The organism is Deltaproteobacteria bacterium, from assembly GCA_026129095.1.
Classification (GTDB): Bacteria; JAGRBM01; JAGRBM01; order JAGRBM01; family JAHCIT01; genus JAHCIT01.
Genome location: JAHCIT010000001.1, coordinates 579575 through 602233, shown reverse-complemented (window position 1 = coordinate 602233; position 22659 = coordinate 579575). Strand labels below are relative to the sequence as shown.

The 22659-nt window shown below is 55.8% G+C and carries 21 protein-coding genes; 18 read left to right on the top strand and 3 right to left on the bottom strand.

All coding sequences use genetic code 11. The features are described from left to right. Positions 1-3 precede the first annotated feature (3 nt). Positions 4-960: a DUF2236 domain-containing protein gene (locus KIT79_02665; protein ID MCW5828197.1), complete on the bottom strand. Its 957-nt coding sequence runs from the start codon at positions 958-960 to the stop codon at positions 4-6. A 325-nt stretch (positions 961-1285) separates the two neighbouring features. Between KIT79_02665 and KIT79_02660 the strand changes: the two genes are divergently transcribed. From KIT79_02660 to KIT79_02575, 18 genes are all read left to right on the top strand, one after another. Beyond that, positions 1286-2779 (top strand): response regulator, encoded by a 1494-nt coding sequence (locus KIT79_02660; GenBank protein ID MCW5828196.1) that lies wholly within the window; start codon positions 1286-1288, stop codon positions 2777-2779. A gap of 151 nt (positions 2780-2930) precedes the next feature. Beyond that, complete coding sequence (gene thyX, locus KIT79_02655) at positions 2931-3677, top strand: FAD-dependent thymidylate synthase (protein ID MCW5828195.1); 747 nt, start codon at positions 2931-2933, stop codon at positions 3675-3677. A gap of 39 nt (positions 3678-3716) precedes the next feature. Next, positions 3717-4487: a Stp1/IreP family PP2C-type Ser/Thr phosphatase gene (locus KIT79_02650; protein MCW5828194.1), complete on the top strand. Its 771-nt coding sequence runs from the start codon at positions 3717-3719 to the stop codon at positions 4485-4487. A gap of 35 nt (positions 4488-4522) precedes the next feature. Then, complete coding sequence (locus KIT79_02645; GenBank protein MCW5828193.1) at positions 4523-5971, top strand: serine/threonine protein kinase; 1449 nt, start codon at positions 4523-4525, stop codon at positions 5969-5971. Between the two features lie 27 nt (positions 5972-5998). Further along, positions 5999-6319: a divalent-cation tolerance protein CutA gene (locus KIT79_02640; protein MCW5828192.1), complete on the top strand. Its 321-nt coding sequence runs from the start codon at positions 5999-6001 to the stop codon at positions 6317-6319. A gap of 207 nt (positions 6320-6526) precedes the next feature. Further along, complete coding sequence (gene pyrR / locus KIT79_02635) at positions 6527-7090, top strand: bifunctional pyr operon transcriptional regulator/uracil phosphoribosyltransferase PyrR (protein MCW5828191.1); 564 nt, start codon at positions 6527-6529, stop codon at positions 7088-7090. Further along, positions 7087-8040 (top strand): aspartate carbamoyltransferase catalytic subunit, encoded by a 954-nt coding sequence (locus KIT79_02630; protein ID MCW5828190.1) that lies wholly within the window; start codon positions 7087-7089, stop codon positions 8038-8040. The genes pyrR and KIT79_02630 overlap by 4 nt, the downstream gene beginning before the upstream one ends. Before the next feature lie 2 nt (positions 8041-8042). Then, the gene (locus KIT79_02625) at positions 8043-9332 is read left to right on the top strand and encodes a dihydroorotase (protein ID MCW5828189.1); all 1290 of its coding nucleotides are present in this window, start codon (positions 8043-8045) and stop codon (positions 9330-9332) included. Beyond that, positions 9329-10450 carry a glutamine-hydrolyzing carbamoyl-phosphate synthase small subunit gene (gene carA, locus KIT79_02620; protein MCW5828188.1) on the top strand — a complete coding sequence of 374 codons (1122 nt, stop codon included), beginning with the start codon at positions 9329-9331 and terminating at the stop codon, positions 10448-10450. The genes KIT79_02625 and carA overlap by 4 nt, the downstream gene beginning before the upstream one ends. Beyond that, positions 10447-11121 carry a hypothetical protein gene (locus tag KIT79_02615; GenBank protein ID MCW5828187.1) on the top strand — a complete coding sequence of 225 codons (675 nt, stop codon included), beginning with the start codon at positions 10447-10449 and terminating at the stop codon, positions 11119-11121. Before carA ends, KIT79_02615 begins: the two co-directional genes overlap by 4 nt. 37 nt (positions 11122-11158) lie before the next feature. Beyond that, the gene (gene carB, locus KIT79_02610) at positions 11159-14368 is read left to right on the top strand and encodes a carbamoyl-phosphate synthase large subunit (GenBank protein ID MCW5828186.1); all 3210 of its coding nucleotides are present in this window, start codon (positions 11159-11161) and stop codon (positions 14366-14368) included. 161 nt (positions 14369-14529) lie between these two features. Beyond that, positions 14530-15003: a transcription elongation factor GreA gene (greA, locus tag KIT79_02605; protein MCW5828185.1), complete on the top strand. Its 474-nt coding sequence runs from the start codon at positions 14530-14532 to the stop codon at positions 15001-15003. A 284-nt stretch (positions 15004-15287) separates the two neighbouring features. Then, a complete protein-coding gene (locus KIT79_02600) occupies positions 15288-16076 on the top strand; it encodes a hypothetical protein (protein ID MCW5828184.1) in 789 nt (262 codons plus the stop codon). Positions 16077-16096: 20 nt separating this feature from the next. Next, positions 16097-17116: a signal peptide peptidase SppA gene (gene sppA, locus KIT79_02595; GenBank protein ID MCW5828183.1), complete on the top strand. Its 1020-nt coding sequence runs from the start codon at positions 16097-16099 to the stop codon at positions 17114-17116. A 9-nt stretch (positions 17117-17125) separates the two neighbouring features. Further along, positions 17126-17740: a DUF799 family lipoprotein gene (locus KIT79_02590; protein MCW5828182.1), complete on the top strand. Its 615-nt coding sequence runs from the start codon at positions 17126-17128 to the stop codon at positions 17738-17740. Positions 17741-17742: 2 nt separating this feature from the next. Next, positions 17743-18600, top strand: a complete 858-nt coding sequence (locus KIT79_02585; protein ID MCW5828181.1) for an RNA pseudouridine synthase — start codon at positions 17743-17745, stop codon at positions 18598-18600. Positions 18601-18669: 69 nt separating this feature from the next. Continuing rightward, entirely contained in the window at positions 18670-19719 is a 1050-nt protein-coding gene (locus KIT79_02580) for an AAA family ATPase (protein MCW5828180.1), read from the top strand. After that, positions 19716-20906 (top strand): ArsA family ATPase, encoded by a 1191-nt coding sequence (locus KIT79_02575; GenBank protein ID MCW5828179.1) that lies wholly within the window; start codon positions 19716-19718, stop codon positions 20904-20906. The genes KIT79_02580 and KIT79_02575 overlap by 4 nt, the downstream gene beginning before the upstream one ends. A 5-nt stretch (positions 20907-20911) precedes the next feature. Here the strand turns inward: KIT79_02575 and KIT79_02570 are convergent, their stop codons facing one another. Beyond that, entirely contained in the window at positions 20912-21583 is a 672-nt protein-coding gene (locus KIT79_02570; protein MCW5828178.1) for a hypothetical protein, read from the bottom strand. Positions 21584-21639: 56 nt separating this feature from the next. Continuing rightward, a complete protein-coding gene (locus KIT79_02565; GenBank protein ID MCW5828177.1) occupies positions 21640-22632 on the bottom strand; it encodes a DUF2804 domain-containing protein in 993 nt (330 codons plus the stop codon). Positions 22633-22659: the final 27 nt, after the last annotated feature.

The window sequence follows — 22659 nt, the reverse complement described above, 5'->3', positions numbered from 1 at the left end:
GATTCAGGCCGCTTGTGATTCCCGGCGCTTCAGTCCCAGCAGAACGGACTTCTCGACGATCTTGCCGAATAGATCCTTCCCCTCTTTACCCCTAATCCGCCGCTGGGCTTCGTTGTAGGCGGGCAAGTACCGCAGGCGTTCTGGGACTTTAGGATAGACGGTTCGGATGGCACGGAGTGAGGCATCAAAAACCGCCTTTTCTGCCCGGCCATATCCGATATTGAACTGGTGACGAATACGCTCAGGCAATAGCGCGGCGGTGATGATCTTGTACCAGGCAAATACCGGTTTCAGTTCGGGGCGCGGTGACTGCAGGATGAAGTGGGCAATTTCGCTTGCGGGGCGCCCCGCAGCGAGTACGTCTGATTCCCACATTTTTCGATTGTACTCCATGAACTCGGTCCAGTTGGGCGGGAGTACAGAATCGGGAATGCCGAACAGGTAGGCGAAAAGCTTCGTTTCCTCATAGTAGCGGTCTTTCACTGGGAGCGGCAGGGGGCCAAACATGTGCTCATATACCAGGATGGAGGTATCCCACAGTGTTGCATGCACCCAGAGCAGAGCTTCTTCCTTGTTGGCCTCATAGGGTGAATTAAGATCGAAAGCGCCTATTCGCTCCGTGATGAGCCCCGTGATACGGTCATGGATCGCATGGACACGCCGTGCTGATCTCGTCGCGTCGGACAGATCGCCGAACACCATGGCAAACACGTTGGCGAATGTCCGCCGAAAGCGGCCCTGCGGATCAGTTTTGGTTTTGGAATGCTGATCGACTCCGTGTGCAACGAACGGATGGGCAGTTTGCAAAAGGGCAGCCCGGCCACCTCCCAGGAAAATTATCGACTCACGGTTCAGCTTCCAGAGCATCGATTCTGGGCCGAACAGTCCATAGGAGGGGTTTTGGATCCTGCTCGCAAGACGATCCAGATAGCGTTCAAGGTCGGCGCGACTGACGGTCATAGATGTTCGCAGGTCCTTGGCATGCAGAGTAAAAGCCCAACGTGATTCTACAATGACTGACGCATCAGTCAAAGATTCTATGGACCGTTTTCCAACCCAAAACGTGATACCACTCACGAGCGTTTCGGCCTGATACATCAGACCTTTCCATAAGTTAGCCATACGAATAAGTATGATGAGCCGTTTTCAGGGGCGTGCCAGTTGTAGTAGACTTTCACCCGGGGTTGTTGGGGAAAGCTGCTGGGGAGCGGCTCCCGGAAATTAGGATTAGGCTTGCGCGGCGGTTGGCTTGCGTGGGCATTCAGTTTTTCAGTCGGGAAGCGTTATGCCACCAAAACCAAAACTGGGAGAACTGCTGATCAGCGCGGGCATCCTGGATGAGCTCCAGGTGAAATCCGCGCTTGCCAGGCAGCAGCGCTGGGGCGGGAAGTTCGGGGAAAATGTCATTGCCCTTGAGTTCTGTGATGCCGAAACTTTGAACCGGGTAGTTGCCAAGCAGCTCGGCGTTCGTCCTGTTTCAATTCGCAGGACCCGCATTGATCTGACACTGCTGCAGAAATTTCCCAAAAATATCGCACTGAAGCAGATGGTATTGCCGCTATCGACGGATGGTAAATCATTCACCGTTGCGATGGCAGATCCAAATGATGGAGAAGCCGCCCGGGATACGGAGTTCCGGCTAGGCAAGCGTCTGAACATCATGGTGGCTGACGCCAAAGCATTAGCCGTCCGGATTGAGCAGGCCTATCAGTCCATGGAAGCTGGCGAATCAGAATTGGAACCGGAATCGGAAGAGATAGATGTCTCCGACGGGGATCCGAATCTGCTGGAACCTGCCCCGGAGGAAGCCGCTCCGGCACCAGCAATGGACAGTTCATCCCGAGCGGCCTCTTCCGGACACTTGCGAGTAGTTGTGCCTCCCCGTGCGGTTGAAACACCGCCTGATCTTGTGTCCGAAGAGCCCGAAGCGGAGATTGTCTCTGAAGGTTCAGTGCCGCCTCCGAAGATAGCAGCCCGCACCCCGACTGGGACGCAAGCGACGGACACGGCGGGAAATCTTGTCCTGATTGTTGATTCGGATGAAGACGTGCGGAGACAGCTCCGGCTGGTGCTGCGGCGACATGGCTGCCGTGTGGTTGAAACCGGTGACGGACTTCATGTGGTTGATCTGATCAAGAGCCAGAGGCCGCAATTGCTTATGATAGATCTTTCCACTCAGGATGTTGCTGGCATTGACATGTGCCGCAAGCTGAAAAGTTCCCAGGCATTCTCAGGCGTTCCGATTGTCCTGATGAGTGGCCAGTTCTCTGACTGGCGTTCCCGGGATGACCTCATGGAGCTTACCAGTGCGTCTGCTTTCGTGCCCAAGCCGCTGGATCTGCACCAGGCCCGCATTACTGTTCAGCGACTTCTGGAAACAGGATCAAGGGATACGGTTTCCCAGTCCGAAATTGAGGCCCAGCATATTGCCAGCGAACTGGTAAAGTCAGCGCTCCAGTTTTATGAGGCTGGAGATTATGCCAAGGCTATCCCGCTGTTCATTGAAGCGGCCGATTATCACGACTCTGACGGTAATACGCACTATTATCTTGCTGAGGCCTACACGGCGGCCGGACAGAAGTACAAATCCCTGGGTGCATATGAGAAGGCCGTTGACCGGATGCAGGATAGTTTCCTCGTCCTGAAAAAACTGGCGGTGGCCTATGAGAAACTCGGCTTCAAGCGCAAGGCCTATGAGGCGTTTGAGCGCTCTGCCCGTGTCTGTCCGAATCCTCAGCTCAAGCAGAAAATCCTCGCCTATATGGCCAAGATGCTGTAGCGGTCCCCTGCCGTCCACTTTCAACCGGCCGCTCTTGCCGCCCGGACCCCGGCGTGGATAGGCTTGCCGACCATCCTTGAGAAGCAGTAACAGGGATAAACGGTAGGGCCGGGTACGGCCAGCGTCGTGACTCTTTTACCGGGGTAGACAAATGGATATTTACCGAGAGCCCAAGATTACGCTTATTGCCCGCCAGGTTTTCCAGGATCATCCGGGGATCCAGTGGTCGACCGATACCGAAGTTCCTGCCGAGCGGCTCGTCGAGTTCGGGGGCCGTGTTTGTTACATGAGCTATGGCAAGGGGCGTAAAACCAACCGGGAATACATTGCCCACATTATTGAATCGGGTCACGGAAGTGTACTCGAGCATGCACAATTTTCGTTCTGTTTTGAGGGAATATCCCGGTCGCTTACACACGAGTTGATCCGCCACCGGGCGGGTTTTGCCTATTCGCAGCTGTCCCAGCGCTATGTGGACGAATCCTATGCGGCATTTATCGAGCCCGATGATATAGCGGACGATCCTGAACTCCATGCCAAATGGCTCGCCTGCGTCGAGCATTGCCAGAAAACCTATACGGATCTGGTAGAAGCACTGATGAAGAAGAATGCCCACGTCGAAGCGGCAACAGACCGGCGCAAACTTTCACGGCAGGCGGCGCGTAGCGTTTTGCCAAACGCCACCGAGACCAAGATCATCGTTACTGCCAATGCGCGCGCATGGCGTCATTTTATTGAACTTCGCGGCAGTGCCCATGCAGACGTTGAGATTCGAAAACTTGCAGTGGGTGTTCTCAGGATACTTCAAAAGGAAGCACCCAGCCTGTTCGGTGATTATACAATAGCCAAACTTGCCGACGGCTCCGAAACTACCGACACCCCCCACAGAAAGGTCTGAACGGTCGCGTCTTGAGCAACAAGCGGGCTTAACTACCAGATGAATCTTACGGCTTTTGGCATGACTGATGTGGGCCGCCTTCGTTCCCACAATGAAGACAGCGTCGCCATGGTCCCAGATCGGCGTGTCTTTATAGTGGCTGACGGGCTGGGCGGGCATAACGGCGGCGAAGTGGCGTCACAGCTCGCCATCGAGTCAATTACTGGTTTTGTCCGGACCGCCGAAGAGCGGCCGGATATGACGTGGCCGTTTGAATATGTTGGATCTCTGAGCCGCGCTGCCAACATTCTGCTTGCCTCGATCAAGATTGCAAACCTGAACATCCTCAGTCAGGCACAGAAAGCCCCGGAGCTTCAGGGTATGGGAAGCACGGTAGTCGTTCTGCTGATCGGTAATGACGGCAAGGCATACTTGGGGCATATGGGAGATTCACGCATCTATCGGTATCGTGAAGGCTGTCTGGTGCAGCTCACCGACGACCATTCACTGGTGAATGAACAGGTCCGGCAGGGGATACTGACTCCCGAGGAAGCTGCTCGAAGCCCGTATCGGAATGTGATTTCCAGAGCTTGCGGTATTCGGCCCGATATTGAGCCGGATATCCGGTCTGAAGTCATCAAGGCAGGGGATATCTATCTGCTCTGTTCAGACGGACTTACCGGACCGGTGTCAGACGTGGAAATAGCAGAGGTGCTGGGAGCACGTTCCAACGATCTGGAAAAGGCTGCTGAAACGCTTATCAACCGCGCCAATGAACTGGGCGGCCCTGACAATATTACCGTAGGCCTTGTCCGAATTGATACCCTGTAGGGCCGACGGATGTGGCCTCCGGCTGGAATCAAGAAATGATGGTCGAAATTGGCGATCGGGTCCGTTACCGGCTGGTGCGGCGCCTGAGCGTCGGCGGTATGTCGGAGCTGTTCCTTGCCGAGCAGTTGTCCGGTTCCCTGACGCGTCCGGTTGTGCTCAAACGGCTTCTGCCAGCCCTGGCGAAGGATTCCACCCATCGCGCCCTGTTTATCGAAGAAGCCAGGCTCGCTGGGAGGCTCCGCCATCCCGCTATTCCTGTCGTTTACGGACTCCTGGACAGCCTGGAACCGCCGGTGATCGTAATGGAATGGGTGCGGGGGGTATCCCTGCGGGCACTGATACGCCAGGTGGAGGGAGGGAAGGCACGGCCGTTTTCCCTGCCGGAAGTATTCGGACTAATCCGGGAAGTAGCTGGTGTTCTGGACTACCTGTCTGGGCTTGAAGATGAAAGCGGTCGCGCTGCACCGCTCTATCACCGTGACCTTTCACCGGAAAACATTGTCATTGATGAAAATGGCCGGGTTCATGTCGTCGATTTTGGAATCGCCAAAAGTTCAGATTCACGGCTTGCCACGGAGACAGGCGTCCTCAAGGGGCGTCTTGCCTACCTGCCACCAGAAGTGGTCCGAGGTGAAGCATTTGGACCCACAGGCGATCTTTACGCGTTAGGACTGATAGCAGTTGAACTCGTTACCGGTAATGTCCCGGGGTTCGAGCCTGACACTGCCAGGCAGCTATCCGCACTTCGTGATCGCAAGGGGCCTCCACCCCTGCCGCCAGAACTCCCCGGCCGTGTTTTCTTTGAAACATTGCTGGCGGCTTCTCCGGATATGAGGCCTCCGGTGCCGCGGTCATTTCTTGACGGGCTGGAGAGAGCATGGCCAGCCGCACAGTCTGGCGCTGATGTAACGGCGCTATGGAAAGACCGAATCCATGACATCCAGGCGGCTGAAGAAGCGGTTCGGCCGGTAACAGAAGGCCTGGAGTCACTGCCGTTATTGTGGGGTGAAGCGACGCCAGTAATGACCTCACCGAGGTATGAGACGGATCGGCGCGAGGAAAAATCCCGGAGTTTCCGGAGTGCGCTTGTTCTGGTGACGATCGTTGTTTCCGCGATTCTCGCCTGGTCTCACGAAAATTTTCTCTGGTACGCGCCGTGGGAAACAGAAAGCCGGGAACCCGGCTCAGGAGATGTTGGGACTGTAATGGGAGGAGAGCAGCTGAAAATCCTGCCACCGGTAATGCCGGTACCCCGAAAACCAGCCGTTGTCGAAGTCGTCGCTCCGGAACTGGCAGAACTCTATGTGTCGGGGAAGTTTGTCGGCACAGTTGCTGGATCACAAACCATCGAGCTGGAGCCGGGTTCTCATGTGATTGAGCTCCGAATCCCCGCCCGGGGTATTTATTTCCGTCATAATGCTATCCTGGTCGAAGGGAGCCAGGAAACCTGGGCGCCGGGCGGTAGTCCGGCCTGGCAGCCTTGATGATGGCAGTTTCCGGAGTGGAAGCAGATGGACCTTCGCATTGTTCTTACTACGGTTGGCAGTGAAGCGGCCGCTGGCAAACTGGCGGAAACACTCGTGGCGGAAAAACTTGCTGCTTGTGTCAGCGTCGTGCCGGCCGCCTTCTCGGTCTACCGCTGGAAGGACAGGGTGGAAAAGGAACCTGAATGGCTGCTTGTGATAAAGACGCTCGCTGACCGGGTGGATACTCTGAAGTCACAACTCGAAGCGCTTCATCCCTATGAACTCCCGGAAATCGTCGAACTGGAGCCTTCGTCGGTTTCTCCGAAGTATATCGCTTGGGTAGCCGAAGCCACCAGAAAACCCTGATCCTGCAACATTCTGTGATAATTCTACCCGGCTGGTTGACCTCGGGGCCCCCGTGTCTCTATACCTTCTCGCGGTTGAACTCTTTAACGCGGTCCAGAGAGGCCGGGAAGGTTCTACGAAATTGAAGCACATTGACCGCCACTTGCCGCCCCGGCTGCTCCCGCAAGCCGGCTTTTTTTTGCCTGCTATCATGGAAGGATTCCGTTTGTGACACAGGCACGGGAAACACGGACACTTTTGCTGGATGAAGCTGGTATCCGGCGGGCGCTTACTCGCATCGCCCACGAGATCGTCGAGCAGGCGGACGAAGCACCACTCGCCTTTATTGGAATCCGTACACGTGGTGTTCATCTGGCCGCCCGTCTGGCGAAACTCGCCACGGAGATTACCGCTGCCAAGACACCGGTGCCGGTAGGTGAACTGGATATCACCCTGTACCGTGACGATCTGGATACTCTCAGCGACCGGCGTGTCCTGAACGCAACACAGGTCGATTTTGATGTATCAGGGTACAGGATCGTACTGGTAGACGACGTACTGTTCACCGGCCGCACGGTGCGAGCTGCACTGGGAGCAATTACCGATCTTGGCCGTCCGCGGCGGATTGAATTGGCTGTTCTGGTCGACCGGGGACACCGGGAACTGCCCATTCGGCCTGACTATGTTGGCCGCAATCAGCCTACCCGCAAGGATGAGACTGTTAAGCTTTCTCTCAAGGAAGAAGAGGGCATTGACCAGCTTGATCTGGTGAGCCGGGAGGTCCGCGAGTGAAGGGCTTCCAGCGCAAGGATCTCGTTTCAATTGATTCACTCTCGGCCGAGGAGATCATCATGATCCTCGATACGGCTGATTCGATGAAGCAGATTCTCCGCCGTGACCGGAAAAGGGTGCCTCCGCTTCAGGGAAAGACTGTCGTAACGCTGTTTCTTGAGGCCTCAACCCGTACCCGCACCAGTTTTGATCTGGCTGCCAAGCGGCTTTCGGCCGATACCATTACCGTATCAGCCGACGCTTCTTCACTCACCAAGGGAGAAACCCTGCTCGACACGGTCAGGAATCTCGAAGCGATGCAGGTGGATTATGTGGTGCTCCGCCATCCGCAGTCGGGGGCCGCCGAACGGCTGGCCCGTATGGTGGATGCCAGCGTCGTAAATGCCGGTGACGGCTGGCATGAGCACCCAACCCAGTCACTTCTGGATATCATGACAATCCGCGAACGGTTCGGCCGGTTCGATGGATTGAATGTCCTGATTGTGGGAGACATTGCCCACTCCCGCGTGGCCCGGTCTAATATCTATGGCCTGAATAAGCTGGGGGCCAAGGTCATGGTGGCTGGACCCGGCACACTGATCCCGGCTGGTATCGGCAGCGATGCTGAATATCCAGTCGAGGTTTACAACCGGCTGGATGAGGCCCTTCCGAAAGCGGATGTCGTGATGATGCTCCGTATCCAGCTGGAGCGGATTGGGCGTTCGCTTTTCCCGAGTGAAGGCGAGTATGCACGATTTTACTGTCTGAACAGCAAGCGGCTGGCGATGGCCCGGAAAGACACCATTGTGATGCATCCCGGACCGGTTAACCGGGGGCTTGAAATCAGCTCCGATGTGGTGGACGGCAAAAGTTCGGTTGTTCTGCCGCAGGTGGAAAATGGCGTCGCGACCCGAATGGCCGTTTTGTACCTTCTGAACCGGGGGCCGGATGCAATCCGGGTGGGAGCCTGAATATGGCGCTGGCACCACTTCACCTTAAAAATGCGCGGCTTGTGGATCCAAGCCAGGGGATTGATGGCCCGGCAGACATTCTGATCGAAGACGGCCGTGTAAGGGATATTGTTCAAGGGGGCCTGGGGAAAAGCCCGCCGGGCTATGAGCTCGACGATCTTTCCGGATTTGTTGTCGCCCCGGCGTTTGTGGATGTTCATGTCCACTTCCGTGATCCTGGACAGGAATACAAGGAAGATATCGAAAGCGGATCGCGGGCTGCTGCTGCTGGCGGCTTTGGAACAGTCTGCTGCATGGCCAATACGCGGCCAGTCAACGACAGCGTGAGTATCACCCGTTACATCCAGGATCGGGCACGGCTGGTCGGATTGGTGGATGTGAAACCGATCGGTGCGGTAACGGTGGGTCTTGAGGGCAAGCGGCTGGCCGAGATTGGTTCAATGGTGGCAGCAGGTGCCGTGGCTGTTTCCGACGACGGCCGCTGCGTGATGGATGCAGATCTGTTCCGCCGGGCTCTGGAGTACGCACGCGGGTTCGACATTCCGGTCATTACCCATGCCGAAGACGAATGCCTGTGCGGCGAAGGGTCGATGAATGAGGGGGCACTCTCCACTCGACTCGGAATCCGGGGCCGGCCGGCTGTCGGTGAAAATATCATAACTTTCCGGGACACCATGCTGGCCGGTCTGACAGGTGCACGGCTGCATGTGGCCCATGTAACCACTGCCCAGGCTGTGAAAATAATCCGGGAGGCCAAGGAGCGGGGCGTAAGGGTGACAGCTGAAGTGACACCGCACAATCTCGTGCTCGATGAACGGGCCGTTGTCGGATACAACACCAATGCCAAGATGAATCCGCCGCTCAGGACAATGCTTGATCAGGCAGCGTTGCGTGAGGCAATCCGTGATGGAACGATCGACTGCATTGCTACCGACCATGCACCGCACTCGCTGGATGAAAAGGCGCGGGATTTTGATCTTGCACCACCAGGCGTGATCGGACTCGAAACCGCTTTTCCTGTAATGATGAAGCTGGTCCATGAGAACGAGCTTAAGCTGAGCCGCCTGGTCGAACTGTTTACTGTCGGTCCGGCTCGCGCACTGGGTCTGGATTGCGGCACCCTTCGTAAGGGAGCTGTTGCTGATGTCGTAATTCTCGACCCAGAGGAGCGGTATCGCATTGACGCGGGGACATTCCAGTCGAAGAGCCGTAACTGCCCGTTCGACGGGTGGGAGGTGAGAGGTCGAGTGAAAGGACTTTACCGGGGAGGACGCAAGGTATGGCAGCCATGAAACGGGGGGCTGCATATCTGGCGCTGGCCGATGGAACTTTTTTCGAAGGCGAGCAGTTTGGCGCTACCGGGGAGTCTTTCGGAGAGGTCGTTTTTAATACCTCACTGTCGGGTTACCAGGAAATCCTGACTGATCCGTCTTACCGTGGACAGATCATTGCCATGACCTGCCCGCAGATCGGCAATGTAGGCGTCAACCCCGAGGACATGGAATCGGACCGGGTCCAGTGCAGCGGATTCATTGTGAAGGAATATTACGAGCAGCCATCAAATTTCCGCGCACGAAATACGCTGGGCTCATTTCTGGAGCAGGCAGGGGTAGTGGGAATAAGCGGAATCGACACACGTGCGCTGGTCAAGCATATCCGGACTGTCGGCGCCCAAATGGGTCTGATTTCAACCATCGACAGCAGCCGGGAATCACTGGTTGCCAAGGCCAAGGCTGCACCGCCACTTGTGGGCCGGGATCTGGTAAAGGATGTCACCTGCACAAGCCGCTACGAATGGAAGGAGGGATCCTGGGTCCGTGGCGAGGGGTTCAAGAATGTCAGGACAGACTTTCACGTGGTGGCCTATGACTTCGGTATCAAGCGCAACATCCTGCGCGGTATGGTCGATTCCGGCATGCGGGTAACGGTCGTCCCCGCTGCGACGCAGGCTGCCGAAGCACTAGCTTTGAAGCCAGATGGTATTTTCCTGTCGAATGGTCCCGGCGATCCTGAGGCTGTGCCGTATGCATATGAAACGGTTTCGTCACTTCTTGGAAAAGTGCCAATTTTTGGTATTTGCCTTGGCCACCAGATGCTGGCTCTTTCGGTGGGCGGCTCTACCTACAAACTCAAGTTCGGGCATCGGGGGGGGAATCAGCCGGTAATGGATCTATACACCCGCAAGGTAGAGATTACCTCGCAGAATCATGGCTTTGCAGTGAAGGAGGAGTCTGTTCTGGACAAGGGCTTCCGGATCTCGCACGTCAACCTGAATGACCAGACCGTCGAGGGACTTGAGCATGTGTCTCTGCCGGTTTTTTGTGTCCAGTATCATCCGGAGGCATCTCCCGGACCGCATGATGCGAACTACCTGTTCGGGCGGTTCCGGAAACTGATCGAACGCCAGTGACAGTCGAGGCTTTCCAGCAGGCCCATGAGGCACTTGCCGCACTGCTTACCGAGAGGCTCGGAACGCAGGGGGTGGCTGATGCCCGAAAATCGTTCTCCCAAACCATTGGTGAGATGCACGATGACGAGCCCGGATTCGACCAGTGGCTGAATCTTTTTCTTGAAGATTTGATCTTCTGCCAGCGTGATGGTGATGGCCGTACGCTCTACGACCGGGCAGTCGAGAATGCTCCACCGGATGCACCCTGGAAGGGAATTGACAATATCAGACGGTCGGTCTGGCTAGTGAAGAAACTGAAAAACGAAGCAGTCGAGATGGAGGATATCTGGCACGAAACCTCCTTCAAGATACCGCTACTGAATGTTCCACGCCTGGAAAAGGGAGACGTACTCCAGGCGATAGTTGCCACCTGGAATGGTGAGGTAGTGATGCTCGGCGGAGTTTTCATCCATACGCCAGAAACCCGTGAGCTGGTTCTAAATACGGTGAAAAAAATCCGTAAACGGGAGCTGAAGGCTGCCAAAAAGGAAAAGCGTACTGATGGACTGGCCCGCGACCGTTTCGATCCACTCCGGCTGGCACTGGAGCGGATGTGGGTCCGTGCGGCCCGGTACCGCAAGCTGTCTCCGGAAGTGATTTACCGCGAAGGACTTTCAAGGCTAGTGGCCTGAAGCATTCACTGGACGATATTGAGGAGCCCGAAGAAATATGCCCAAGCGTACTGATATCAAGAAGATCATGCTGATCGGGTCTGGTCCCATCGTGATCGGCCAGGCTTGTGAGTTCGACTACTCGGGCACCCAGGCATGTAAGGCGCTACGCGAAGAAGGGTATGAAGTTGTTCTCGTCAATTCGAATCCGGCCACGATCATGACCGATCCGGAAATGGCCCAGCGGACCTATATCGAGCCGATCACTCCGGAAATAATAGAGCAGATTATTGCGCGTGAACGTCCTGACGCGCTGCTACCCACTGTCGGTGGCCAGACAGCCCTGAATGCTGCTGTCGCTGTAGCGAAGCGTGGAGTTCTGGAAAAATACAAATGCGAGCTTATTGGCGCAAACCTGAAAGCGATCGAGACTGCCGAAGATCGCCAGCTATTCAAGGATGCCATGATCCGGATCGGCTTGGACTTGCCGCGAAGTCATGTGGTGCGCACCGTCGAGGAGGGGATGAAAGCGGCTGCGGAGCTGGGGTTCCCGCTGATCCTTCGGCCTGCCTTTACAATGGGCGGATCGGGAGGCGGTATCGTCTATTCGGCACAGGAGTATCAGGAGAAGCTCGAAACGGCCCTTCGCATGTCGCCAGTATCGGAAACGCTGGTCGAGGAAAGTGTACTCGGCTGGAAGGAATACGAACTGGAGGTAATGCGTGACACGAAGGATAACGTCGTCATCATCTGTTCGATTGAAAATCTGGATCCGATGGGCGTTCATACTGGGGATTCGATTACCATTGCTCCGGCACAAACGCTGACCGACAAGGAATACCAGATCATGCGTGATGCCGCGCTCGCCATTATTCGCGAGGTAGGCGTCGACACTGGTGGATCAAATGTCCAGTTTGCTGTTGACCCCCGCACGGGCCGCCTGGTGGTAGTAGAGATGAACCCCCGCGTGTCGCGCTCCTCGGCGCTTGCTTCAAAGGCGACGGGGTTCCCTATAGCAAAGATCGCGGCCAAGCTGGCTGTGGGTTACTCGCTGGACGAGATTCCCAATGACATTACGAAGGTGACACCTGCCTCATTCGAGCCAACGATCGACTATGTGGTCACCAAGGTCCCACGGTTTACGTTCGAGAAATTCCCGGCTGCCGATGCCACGCTTACAACCCAAATGAAATCGGTGGGGGAGGTGATGGCCATTGGCCGGACCTTCAAGGAAAGTCTGCAAAAGGCGCTCCGGTCACTGGAGATCGATCGTTACGGTTTTGAGGTTCCGAGCGGTGCGCTGAATCGTGCATTGCTGGAGGAAAAGCTTCGAATTCCGGGAGCCGATCGCCTGTGGTATTTGGCCGAGGCAATCCGGCAAGGTCTCAGTGATGATCAGCTTTATCAGCTCACCAGGATTGACCCGTGGTTTCTGCGTAACATCCGGGAGATTGTCGAGACTGAAAAACAGCTTATGTCGGGAAGCCTGCCTAGGGGCCGGGATCTCCGCCGGCTGAAGCAAATGGGGTTTTCTGACCGGCGTCTTGGAAAGCTTACGGGCTATACCGAAGCCGAAATCCGTGAAGCCCGCCATGCCGACGGCATCCGGCCGGTTTACAAGCGGGTAGATACCTGCGCTGCGGAGTTCGAGGCAAAGACCCCCTATCTCTATTCGACTTACGAGCAGGAGTGCGAATCCCAGCCGACAGGAAAGAAGAAGGTGATGATTCTGGGCGGTGGGCCAAACCGGATTGGGCAGGGAATTGAATTCGACTACTGCTGCGTCCATGCGGCAATGGCGTTACGTGAAGACGGATTTGAGACCATCATGATCAACTGCAACCCGGAGACTGTTTCAACCGATTATGACACATCTGACCGGTTGTATTTTGAGCCGCTGACGCTTGAGGACGTGCTTGAAATAGTCAACGTGGAAAGGCCCTGGGGCGTGATAGTCCAGTTCGGGGGCCAGACGCCACTCAAGCTGTCTGTAGCCCTTGGTAACGCGGGAGTTCCGATCATTGGTACGCCACCCGATGTAATAGATATGGCTGAGGACCGTGAGCGGTTCGCCAAACTTGTCGACAAGCTGAAGATACGTCAGCCCCCGAACGGCATCGCCCGCAGTGCCGAGGAAGCGCTCCAGGCGGCTCGCCGGATTGGCTATCCGGTGGTGGTGCGGCCATCCTACGTACTGGGTGGCCGGGCGATGGAGATATGCCACGACCAGGCGGCGCTTCTCAGCTACATGGAACGGGCCGTGATAGCTTCTCCGGACCATCCGGTACTGATCGACCGGTTTCTGAACGACGCTACCGAAGTGGATGTAGACTGCTTGGCCGATCGCACGGAAGCGGTCATCTGCGGTGTAATGGAACATATTGAAGAGGCAGGTGTGCATTCCGGCGATTCTGCCTGTTCAATTCCTCCCATGCGGCTGAACCCCAAAATCGTGGAGGAGATACAGCGGCTGACACGGATCTTGGCATTGGAACTGGGCGTTGTGGGGCTTATGAATGTCCAATGGGCCGTACAGGGAGAAGATATCTATATACTCGAAGTGAATCCCCGGGCATCCCGCACGGTGCCCTTTGTCGCGAAGGCGACCGGTGTTCCGTGGGCGAAGATGGGCGCTCGGGTAATGGCCGGCAGGACGATTCGTGATCTCGGGGTGAAAGAAATCACCGAGTTTGGCCATGTGGCCGTTAAAGAGTCCGTTTTCCCGTTCATCAAGTTTCCCGGTGTTGATACGATGCTTGGCCCGGAAATGAAATCGACAGGCGAAGTGATGGGAATCGACCGGGATTTCGGCCGTGCATTCTGGAAGGGCGAGGCCGCTGCTGGAACACACATTCCTTCGTCGGGACTGGCTTTCATCAGTGTTCGGGATGAGGACAAGGCCGAGGCGCTGGATGTGGCGAAGGGTCTTGTGGAAAACGGGTTTTCCATCATCGCAACACATGGAACTGCTGAATATCTCAAGGGAAATGGCGTTTCATGTGAAACTGTCAGCAAGGTGGCTCAGGGGAGTCCCCATATTGTCGACTGGCTCGAAAAAGGCCGTGTGGCACTCGTCATTAACACCAGTTCAGGTACTCAATCGATCGCCGATTCCTACTCTATCCGCCGGACAGCTTTGGTGTATAATGTCCCCTACGCCACGACCATGGCGGCTGCATCAGCGATGGTGACCGCGATTCGGGCTCTTAAGTGTGAGCCAGTATCGGTTATGTCGCTCCAGGAGTATCACCCGCACGTTCGGGACTGACTAAGGTGCTGGAAGAAGGCTTCGGGAGTAATTTCATCGTCCAAATGAGCATGGACCGCTAACAACGCTATCAACGCGAACTAATGCTTCCGGGCGGCGTTTTCTGCCGCTGGGTATTCTTGGGGATACCTGTGGCAAGACCGGCGGAGCGGGGGGTTTTCATGGACCGGGTACCGATTACATCGGCAGGATACGAAAAACTGAACGAGGAGTTGCTGCGCCTCAAGACCGAAGAACGGCCAACTGTTATCCGGGCGATAGCCGAGGCCCGCGAGCATGGAGATCTATCGGAAAACGCAGAATACCATGCAGCCCGTGAGCGGCAGGGGTTTATCGAGGGGCGTATCGCCCAGCTCGAGGACATGCTTGCGCGTGTGGAAGTTATTGATATCTCAAAACTGTCCGGCAACAAGGTCATGTTTGGAGCGACCGTGAAGCTCGTTGATGTCGATACGGATGAAAAAAAGACCTATACGATCGTCGGTGACGTGGAGTCTGATCATACTGTTGGGCGGATATCCCTGAGTACGCCAGTAGCCCGGGCACTGATTGGCCGTAGCCGGGGTGATACGGTGGAAATAAAAACTGCCAAGGGTGTAACCGAATACGAAATACTAGAGGTGAAGTTCGCCTGAAACGGATCATCCCTCAGCTGCCCGGTATTGTTTCTGTCCTGCTGCTGGGACTGGCTCCATTTGCGTGCGAGCGGAAATCATCGCCGCCAGCGGCCCCAGAAAAACCAGTTGCTGGTATACCGGATGGTTCGTCCGGTACTGAACTGGCAGGTTCATCTGGGCAGCCGGAATTCAGCCCCGAAGACCGGCAGGCCATACAGAATCTTGAGAAGGCCATTGAACAACTGGAATCAGAAGGGAAGACGCCTCCTAAATCTCCGGGCCCGGCCTTTGCTAGTGATCTTTTGAAGGGTCTGCTCGGAGCCGATTCAGCCGTCAAGATTCCGGAGATTGAGCAGCAGCGCAGGCCGGGGCAATCAATTCCGCCAGGTCTTCTTCCTTTCGATGGTCGAAGGGCCTTGGCCTATCTTGATAATCTTATTTCATTTCAGCTCGATTTCCGGATCAGTAATGAACGGATTCATCCCCAGGACCGGGTAGCCGTCGAGATACTGTCCCGCCTCAGAAAAGCGGCCGCAGACGACTTCGAATTCGATAGTGTGATCACCCAGACGCCGCTGGATACTGGAACACCATCCCGTGCAAGCATGAAATTCATCAGGACAGGGGAGGGGCTCTTCATGAAGCTTGCTGACGCTCCCTGGTGGCGATACCCACCCGATGATAGAATTCGAGTAGAGCGGTATCTGGACACGCAACTACTGGAGGAGGTTCTCGTGAGCCTTGGTTTGGCGGGCCAGTTTCGTGAGTCAAAGGACACGTATTTGGAGCGTCGTGTGACCCGCTATAGGGTCGAGCGGAAACCCGGGGAGCTGCCGCCACATATGGCCGCATTAAATCCGGCATCGCTTGAGCTGGGTGCCCAGATCATGATTGATGACACTACCGGCATGATGCTCGGTTTTGATTTTCTGATGAATGCCCGCTTTGCCACAAACCCGGAAGGCACCACAGTGGAAACCCTGTCGATGAAGCTCGACGTAAGGGACATTGGAAACATATCTGAAATACAATCGCCAGCCAGCTACGTGGAAGGCCCAAAATTCGGAACTCCTGAGGGCAGACCCCGGTAACAAAGCGAGGAGAATGATCCATGAAGCTGCTATCTGGCCGGAAGTTTTCATCGGTATTTCTCATATTGACGGTCCTAATAGGTGCAAGCTGCGTAATTGGAAATGACGTTTCGATGTTCCCGCAGCGGCGCCCGCTTTCCGAGTCGACCGTGGGTGGCAACCGTTCGGCTCGGCAGAAAATCCTGCTGGTTGACCTGAGCGGGGTGCTTTTGGACAATGACAGCCGGGTGGCTCTTGGCCTGATTGAGATCGAAAGCACTGTAACGAAGCTCAAGGCAGCCTTGGATCAGGCCGAGGACGACGATAATATCCGTGCCGTTCTGGTCCGGATCAATTCGCCGGGTGGGTCGGTTTCAGCGAGCGAGATAATTTACCACGAGCTGAAGGCATTTCGTGTTCGGCGTAAAATTCCCATGTATGTCCTGATGCTCGATCTGGCAGCTAGTGGCGGCTACTACGCGGCGATGGCGGGCGACAGGGTGTACGCGATTCCGACCACTGCCACGGGTTCTATTGGCGTTGTCGTTCCGATGATCAATTTTGCGGGCCTGATGAACCGGTTCGGCGTCAAGGATACGACGGTGAAAAGCGGTCCGCACAAAGACATGCTTTCACCATTCCGAGAACCTACGGAAGGTGATCGCGTCATCGCCCAGTCGATTGTTGATGACTACTATCAGCAGTTTGTTGATCGCATCCAGGGTGCGCGACCCGGCATGAGCCGAGATGAAATTCTTAAAGCCGCTGATGGGCGTATTTACACCGCGCGGCAGGCCTTGGACCTGAAACTGATTGACGGTATCCGGCATATCGACGAGGTAGTGTCTGAACTGGAGCAGGTTACGGGCGGACGACCGCTCCGGGTCATCACCTACCGTAACTACCAGAAATTCAATGACAACCTCTATGCCAGTGCGGTGACAGGCCCGTCCGCATTTCAGATTCGGCCTCCGGCACTTTATTTGTGGCAAGGGGCAATGGCGCCTGGAGAGGCGTTCGAGAATCTCGGCCGGGTGGTCGGACCGGTGCTCTCCCGGTAGGCGGGCTACATGCGCATTGCGGCAGTATGCGTGACGCTGGTTTGTCTCGGGTCGGCCTGCTCTCTCTTTTCGGCTCCGGTTCAGTCATTTGTTGTAGAGGACTTTGGGACACGCACTCCAGCAAGAATTGCGATTCTCCCTGTTGCCAATGGCACCTTATATCCTGAAGGGCCGGAGCTCTTGCGGCATCGGGTAGAAATAATGCTGAAGAATTCCGGCTATGACACGCTTTCTGGTGATCGTATAGACGAGATGCTGAAGGAAAAGTACGGGATTACTTATGGCGCCCAGCTCGCAAATATTGAACCTTCGGAACTGGCTGCAGCATTCGGTTCGGAGCTGAGGGCGGATGCACTGCTGTTTACCGAGCTGTTTGAATGGGACCGGACCCGCATTGTCGATCGTGATCAGGTGTCAGTGGGTGCCGGTTTTCAGCTTGTCGAATCGGCCAGCCTGACAGTGATATGGCGTGCGCGGCATGAAGTGGTGCGTCATCTGCCAGGCCGGTCGCTGTTTGATACGGTTGCCACGGATTCTGGCGACTACGAGCTTCTGATTCACGAGCTTCTCAGGGATATAAGCCAGACGCTGCCCAGGCGCGGCTACCTGGATGATCCGTCCTGATCATGGTGACGAAGGCAATCGCCAAAGCTGATAGTGGCCGGGCGGATCACCTTCTGCGTCAGGTGGCACCAGAACTTCCCCGTGCGCTGATGAAGCAGCTGTTTCAGCAGGGGCGTATCCGGGCCAACGGACGGCGGGTGCAGGCTTCCTCAATGCTTAGCGGTCCTGTAACTTTCGAGTGGGATCTCCCGAAACCATCCGCCGGAACTCCAAATGAGCACATCCGGGTTCTGGAAGAGGCTCCGGACTGGTTTGCCGTAAGCAAGCCATCTGGTGTGCATTCGGTCCGGTTGACAGGACGTGGAGGACCATCTCTGGAGGATTGGCTGGCTATCCATGAGCCGTCGCAGGAAAGGCTTGCAGAGCATGGCCTTGTAAATCGTCTTGACCTGGAAACGTCAGGGATCGTTCTTGTCGGCCGGACCGAGAAAATACAGCAAATGCTTCGGGACAGGCTGTCTGGCGCTGAAAAAACCTACTGGGCAGGTGTCATCGGAAATCCGCCTGATGAAGGCATCGTGGATTTCGAACTTCGTGCATCGTCCAGGAATGCACCAACCGTTTCAAAGTTCGGCCGCCGGGCCCAGCGGACCGGAATTACCCGGTTTCACACGACATCTCGGAAAGATGGATTTGCCTTGCTGGAGGTGAAACTTGTGGGCCCCGGCGCCCGGCATCAGATCCGGGCCCATCTGTCCGGGGAAGGGCTGCCAGTGGCGGGTGACCGGCTTTATGGCGGTGATCGGCTGGGAGCGCCGGATCGGCTGGCGCTTCATGCCTGGAAGGTGAAACTGGATGGGTCACAGGAGATCACGGATCCGGTGCCACCAGAGCTTCTCGACTGGTGGGAATCGCTCTGACGCCTTGCGTGATGGAACTGTGACATTTGTTTTCTCCTCCGACCTGCCGGTGCTATATGCAGAAGTTGTGTGCCCCGCTGGTTCCGGCGGGGCAATGATTTCAAAGCCCCTCTTGGGGGCCGCATGGCTCGGGAAGGAACAGTAGCCATCAATATTCTAAACCGCAGACTACTGATCGTTACCGGAAAGGGCGGCACCGGGAAGTCGACCGTCTGCGCGGGACTTGCTCTTGCCGCCGTCAAGCAGGGCAAACGAGTGCTACTGGTTGAATGTGATTCACGTTCCGGTTCCAAGGCACGGATCACGGAAATTTTTGGTACTCCTCATGTCGATGCCGATCCCCGCGAGGTTTACCCGAATATATTTGCTGCAAATCTAAGCGGAGATGCGCCGCTCAGGCATTATGTAGTTTCAAAAGTTCGGTTTGAATCGATCTACAATCTTGCATTCCGGCTGCCATTCGTACGAAACACGATGGAATTCTTTCCAGGTGTCAAAGAGTTCTTTATCATGCATCGGATTGCCCAGTTCGTTAATGAGCGCAGCCGTGGCCGCCTTGCCTGGGATCTGGTGATATTCGACGGACCTACAACCGGTCATTCTCTTTTCTATCTGCAGGCTCCGAAAATGATCCGGGATATGCTGAAAGTGGGGGCTTTCACGAGGGATGCTGCCCTTACTCACGATACAATCGTAAGCGGTGACAACACATCCTTTAATGTCGTAACACTGGCCGAGGAAATGCCAGTCAACGAAACGATCGACCTTATCAGAAATGCCAAACTGTCGCTGGACGTACCGCTCGGTTACGTGTTCATAAATATGATTAACAGTTCGCCGCTGGCAAACGGGCTTGGCGAACGTCTGAGAGAAGCCTCTGCCGACACTGGATTTCAGCGGGCGGCTGCTGGTTTCCTGGGCGGCGAACAGGCTGTCCGCTTTGCGACCGAAGCGGCTGCCTTTCAAAGGGAACGGGCGCGTCTTAACCAGAGTTACGTTGACAAGCTTCTCAGGGAAGACATGCGGTACATACAGCTCCCGTTCATTTATTCACGCAATTTCGACATCAACACCATCATCGGTATCTCTGAAGTGATCCGCAAGGGAGTCATGGCATGAGATCTCTGGAGGCACTGGTGCGCCGAAAGGAAGTGATCATCTGCGTCGGATCGGGTGGTGTCGGGAAGACGACGACATCTGCCGTCATTGCGCTTCACGCTGCCTTGTCGGGAAAACGGGCAGTTGTCTGCACGATCGACCCAGCGCACCGGCTGGCCGATTCTCTAGGTCTCAAGGAACTGGTCAATGAGCCTAAGCTCGTTCCAAAAGAACGGCTGGAAACACTCGGCTTTGAAGTGAAGGGCGAACTGCATGCAATGATGCTGGATGGGGGGAAGACGCTGGAAGCAATTATCCGCAAGTATACCGCGTCTGAACGCGAAGCTGAGCGGGTATTTAATTCAGTGATTTACCGGGAAGGTGCCAGCTCCCTGATAGGATCGCCCGAATATATGGCAGTCGAGAAGCTGTATGAACTGTACGAGTCAGGGGATTATGACCTCGTGGTGCTGGATACTCCGCCAGCAAAGCATGCGCTTGATTTTCTTACCGCGCCGGACCGGATGGTAAACTTCCTGACAGATAACAAGCTTCTGAATCTTCTGATTCGTCCCACTGTTCAAGCCGGCTCATTCTCTTCATCACTGATCAGCTGGGCATCAGACCGGTTCATGCCGGTCCTGAATACGGCATTGTCCTCGGAGTTTCTGACTGCGGGATCGGAGTTTTTTACCGCATTGAATGGGCTTTATGACGGGTTCAGGTCCCGGGCTCATCGTGTGCAGAAGCTGTTTCGGGACCAGAAGCTCGGTTTTGTGCTTGTGACCTCACCCAACAAGCTCACTCTCGACGAGGCGGCCTATTTCCACTCCAAGCTTGTTGAATTTGGCATGCCGTTCGAAGGTGTGGTCGTAAACAAGGTTCATCAGAACTACCTGAAAGCACTGAATGGACAGGTAGGACCGCTGGATGACCTTTGCCATGGTCGCAGGAAGATGGAAGAGGTCGTGCGTCATTTTGCCGCAGATCTTGCCGCTTCTGGTTATGGGGATCTTGCCCAGCCGCTGCTGGAGAACTTCGTCAATTACCAGCTTTTGGGTGAAATCGACGAGAAGAATCTCGAACGGCTTTCCTATATGGTAAGGGGAGAAGAGTTCATCGAGCACGTTCCCTATTTCGAGTCCGATATCCATGATCTGGCTGGCCTAAGGCGTATCAGCGATTTTCTGTTCATGCCCCATCCATAGGGGTGTCAGCGCATTCCCCACAGCGGGATGACTGCGGCAAGAACTGCCAATGCCCAGGTCAACGTGCGGATCAGCAGCAGCTTCATGGTCAGTGCTGCGGCAAGGTTTTCTGCTAGCTGGGCCACGACAAACGATTGAACCGTAGCCAGCGTTATTTGGGATTGCCCACGCTTTCTGGCGTCGGCGATGAAGCGGTTCAAATACTGATCACTTGCCTGTCGAAGCGCCCAGCCATAAGCCCGGTAAAGAAGTCTCCGTCCAATGGAACTGTCGGGTGGAATGGCAGACAAAGAGGCGACGGCCTGGCTCCAGGTAGTTATAAACTCCTGTGTACTGAGGGATTTCGACGCCAAGGGAGACTGCTCGGCGATCCAGTTAATGACTGGCTCAATAAGTCGGGTGATCAGATCGCGAACTTTAACAAGCTGCCGGAGCAAGGCGGACGTAATACCATGAGAAATACCCACGGCGAGCCCACCGATAACGTAAGACACGCAAAGAATGATGCATTGAAGCGCCTTCAGGGTCCAGTGCGATCCGCCCGGCAGAATGATGTTCTGGCAGATCCAGACTGCAAACACTCCGGCAAGTGCCGTGGAGGCAGCGGTCCATAAAATGATTCGCCGGAGTGAGCCGAAAACCAGATCACTAAAAAAATCGATGGTATTACGTCTCATCTCGATGAGGCGTGATGTGGGATCGCTCCCAGATAAGGATGGGGGCGTGGCGGGGTCTACCACCGGGCGCGCATCTCCTCGGATGTGCCGATGAGTCCTGCGACTTCGAGCGTCTTCCCGTCAGTAAGCCTGACTTGTCCGGAAAATTTCCCGAAACACAGGTGCAGATCCACACCGGCCACAATCAGGGGCGCCCGAAGCGGACGGTCGATAAAGGGATCAAATATGAGATCGACACGATCCGAACCGGGTGAATGAATTCGCCAGGGTTTGAGGAAATTCCGCCGGTCACAATCAAAACACACATCCTCGCTGATTTTGTGCAGTCGGCCATCAAGGCAGATGCCATTTTCAGTAGAACCGGTTCCATCGGTCCATTGGCCACCAAACTGGAGTCCAACGGTATGGCCGCCGCATTCGCCGGAGGCAGTCGCCCAGTTCCATGTCGTCGCATACGGCCAGACACCGCGCCCATAGTCCATGCACCCGAACGACTGGTTTTCCGGGCCAAACCGGAATTGCTGCTTGCCGGCGCGCACTTCGCCAGTGGCGGGAAGGGTATTCTGCTTGGAAGTGAACTGATATCGACGCTCGCTCCAGGGGACAACGACATTCAGGGTTTCATGGCCCTTTGGACGGGTAATGACTGCATGAGCTTCGACAGGGGGAATACCAGGTCGGCGGATACCAGCGTCGATCAGCACCGTGTTGCCACGATCGTCTATCCGGACCCGCAACCCCAGTGCATTGAACGCCAGCACCGCTCCACCAACCTGCTCCGGTTGCCGGAAACCAATGGCGAAGGGGACCAGCATCGCATGCTCATAGGCCCGCTTGCTGGCAAAATCGTTAAACGACACTGCCGCAAAGCCCAGATAGTCAAGGCTTGCGTAGGTCACAGACAGGGCGCATTCCTGGCTGGTAACACTCCAGAAGTCCCACCGCTTTTGCCGTCCCCAGGGGCCTTGGAGGTTGCAGCGCTGAAGAGGATGCCGGGACCATCCCGTCGCGGCGGGGTTCAGGCGGCCTCCAGGGAGGCAGAGATCCACGGGGTGGACAATCTCCCGCTCATGCTG

Bases quoted from the DNA above. Each gene is read 5' to 3' on its own strand.
- KIT79_02665 (MCW5828197.1), bottom strand. From the start codon at position 960: ATGACCGTCAGTCGCGCCGACCTTGAACGCTATCTGGATCGTCTTGCG.
- KIT79_02660 (MCW5828196.1), top strand. From the start codon at position 1,286: ATGCCACCAAAACCAAAACTGGGAGAACTGCTGATCAGCGCGGGCATC.
- thyX (MCW5828195.1), top strand. From the start codon at position 2,931: ATGGATATTTACCGAGAGCCCAAGATTACGCTTATTGCCCGCCAGGTT.
- KIT79_02650 (MCW5828194.1), top strand. From the start codon at position 3,717: ATGAATCTTACGGCTTTTGGCATGACTGATGTGGGCCGCCTTCGTTCC.
- KIT79_02645 (MCW5828193.1), top strand. From the start codon at position 4,523: ATGATGGTCGAAATTGGCGATCGGGTCCGTTACCGGCTGGTGCGGCGC.
- KIT79_02640 (MCW5828192.1), top strand. From the start codon at position 5,999: ATGGACCTTCGCATTGTTCTTACTACGGTTGGCAGTGAAGCGGCCGCT.
- KIT79_02625 (MCW5828189.1), top strand. From the start codon at position 8,043: ATGGCGCTGGCACCACTTCACCTTAAAAATGCGCGGCTTGTGGATCCA.
- carA (MCW5828188.1), top strand. From the start codon at position 9,329: ATGAAACGGGGGGCTGCATATCTGGCGCTGGCCGATGGAACTTTTTTC.
- carB (MCW5828186.1), top strand. From the start codon at position 11,159: ATGCCCAAGCGTACTGATATCAAGAAGATCATGCTGATCGGGTCTGGT.
- greA (MCW5828185.1), top strand. From the start codon at position 14,530: ATGGACCGGGTACCGATTACATCGGCAGGATACGAAAAACTGAACGAG.
- sppA (MCW5828183.1), top strand. From the start codon at position 16,097: ATGAAGCTGCTATCTGGCCGGAAGTTTTCATCGGTATTTCTCATATTG.
- KIT79_02590 (MCW5828182.1), top strand. From the start codon at position 17,126: ATGCGCATTGCGGCAGTATGCGTGACGCTGGTTTGTCTCGGGTCGGCC.
- KIT79_02585 (MCW5828181.1), top strand. From the start codon at position 17,743: ATGGTGACGAAGGCAATCGCCAAAGCTGATAGTGGCCGGGCGGATCAC.
- KIT79_02575 (MCW5828179.1), top strand. From the start codon at position 19,716: ATGAGATCTCTGGAGGCACTGGTGCGCCGAAAGGAAGTGATCATCTGC.
- KIT79_02570 (MCW5828178.1), bottom strand. From the start codon at position 21,583: ATGAGACGTAATACCATCGATTTTTTTAGTGATCTGGTTTTCGGCTCA.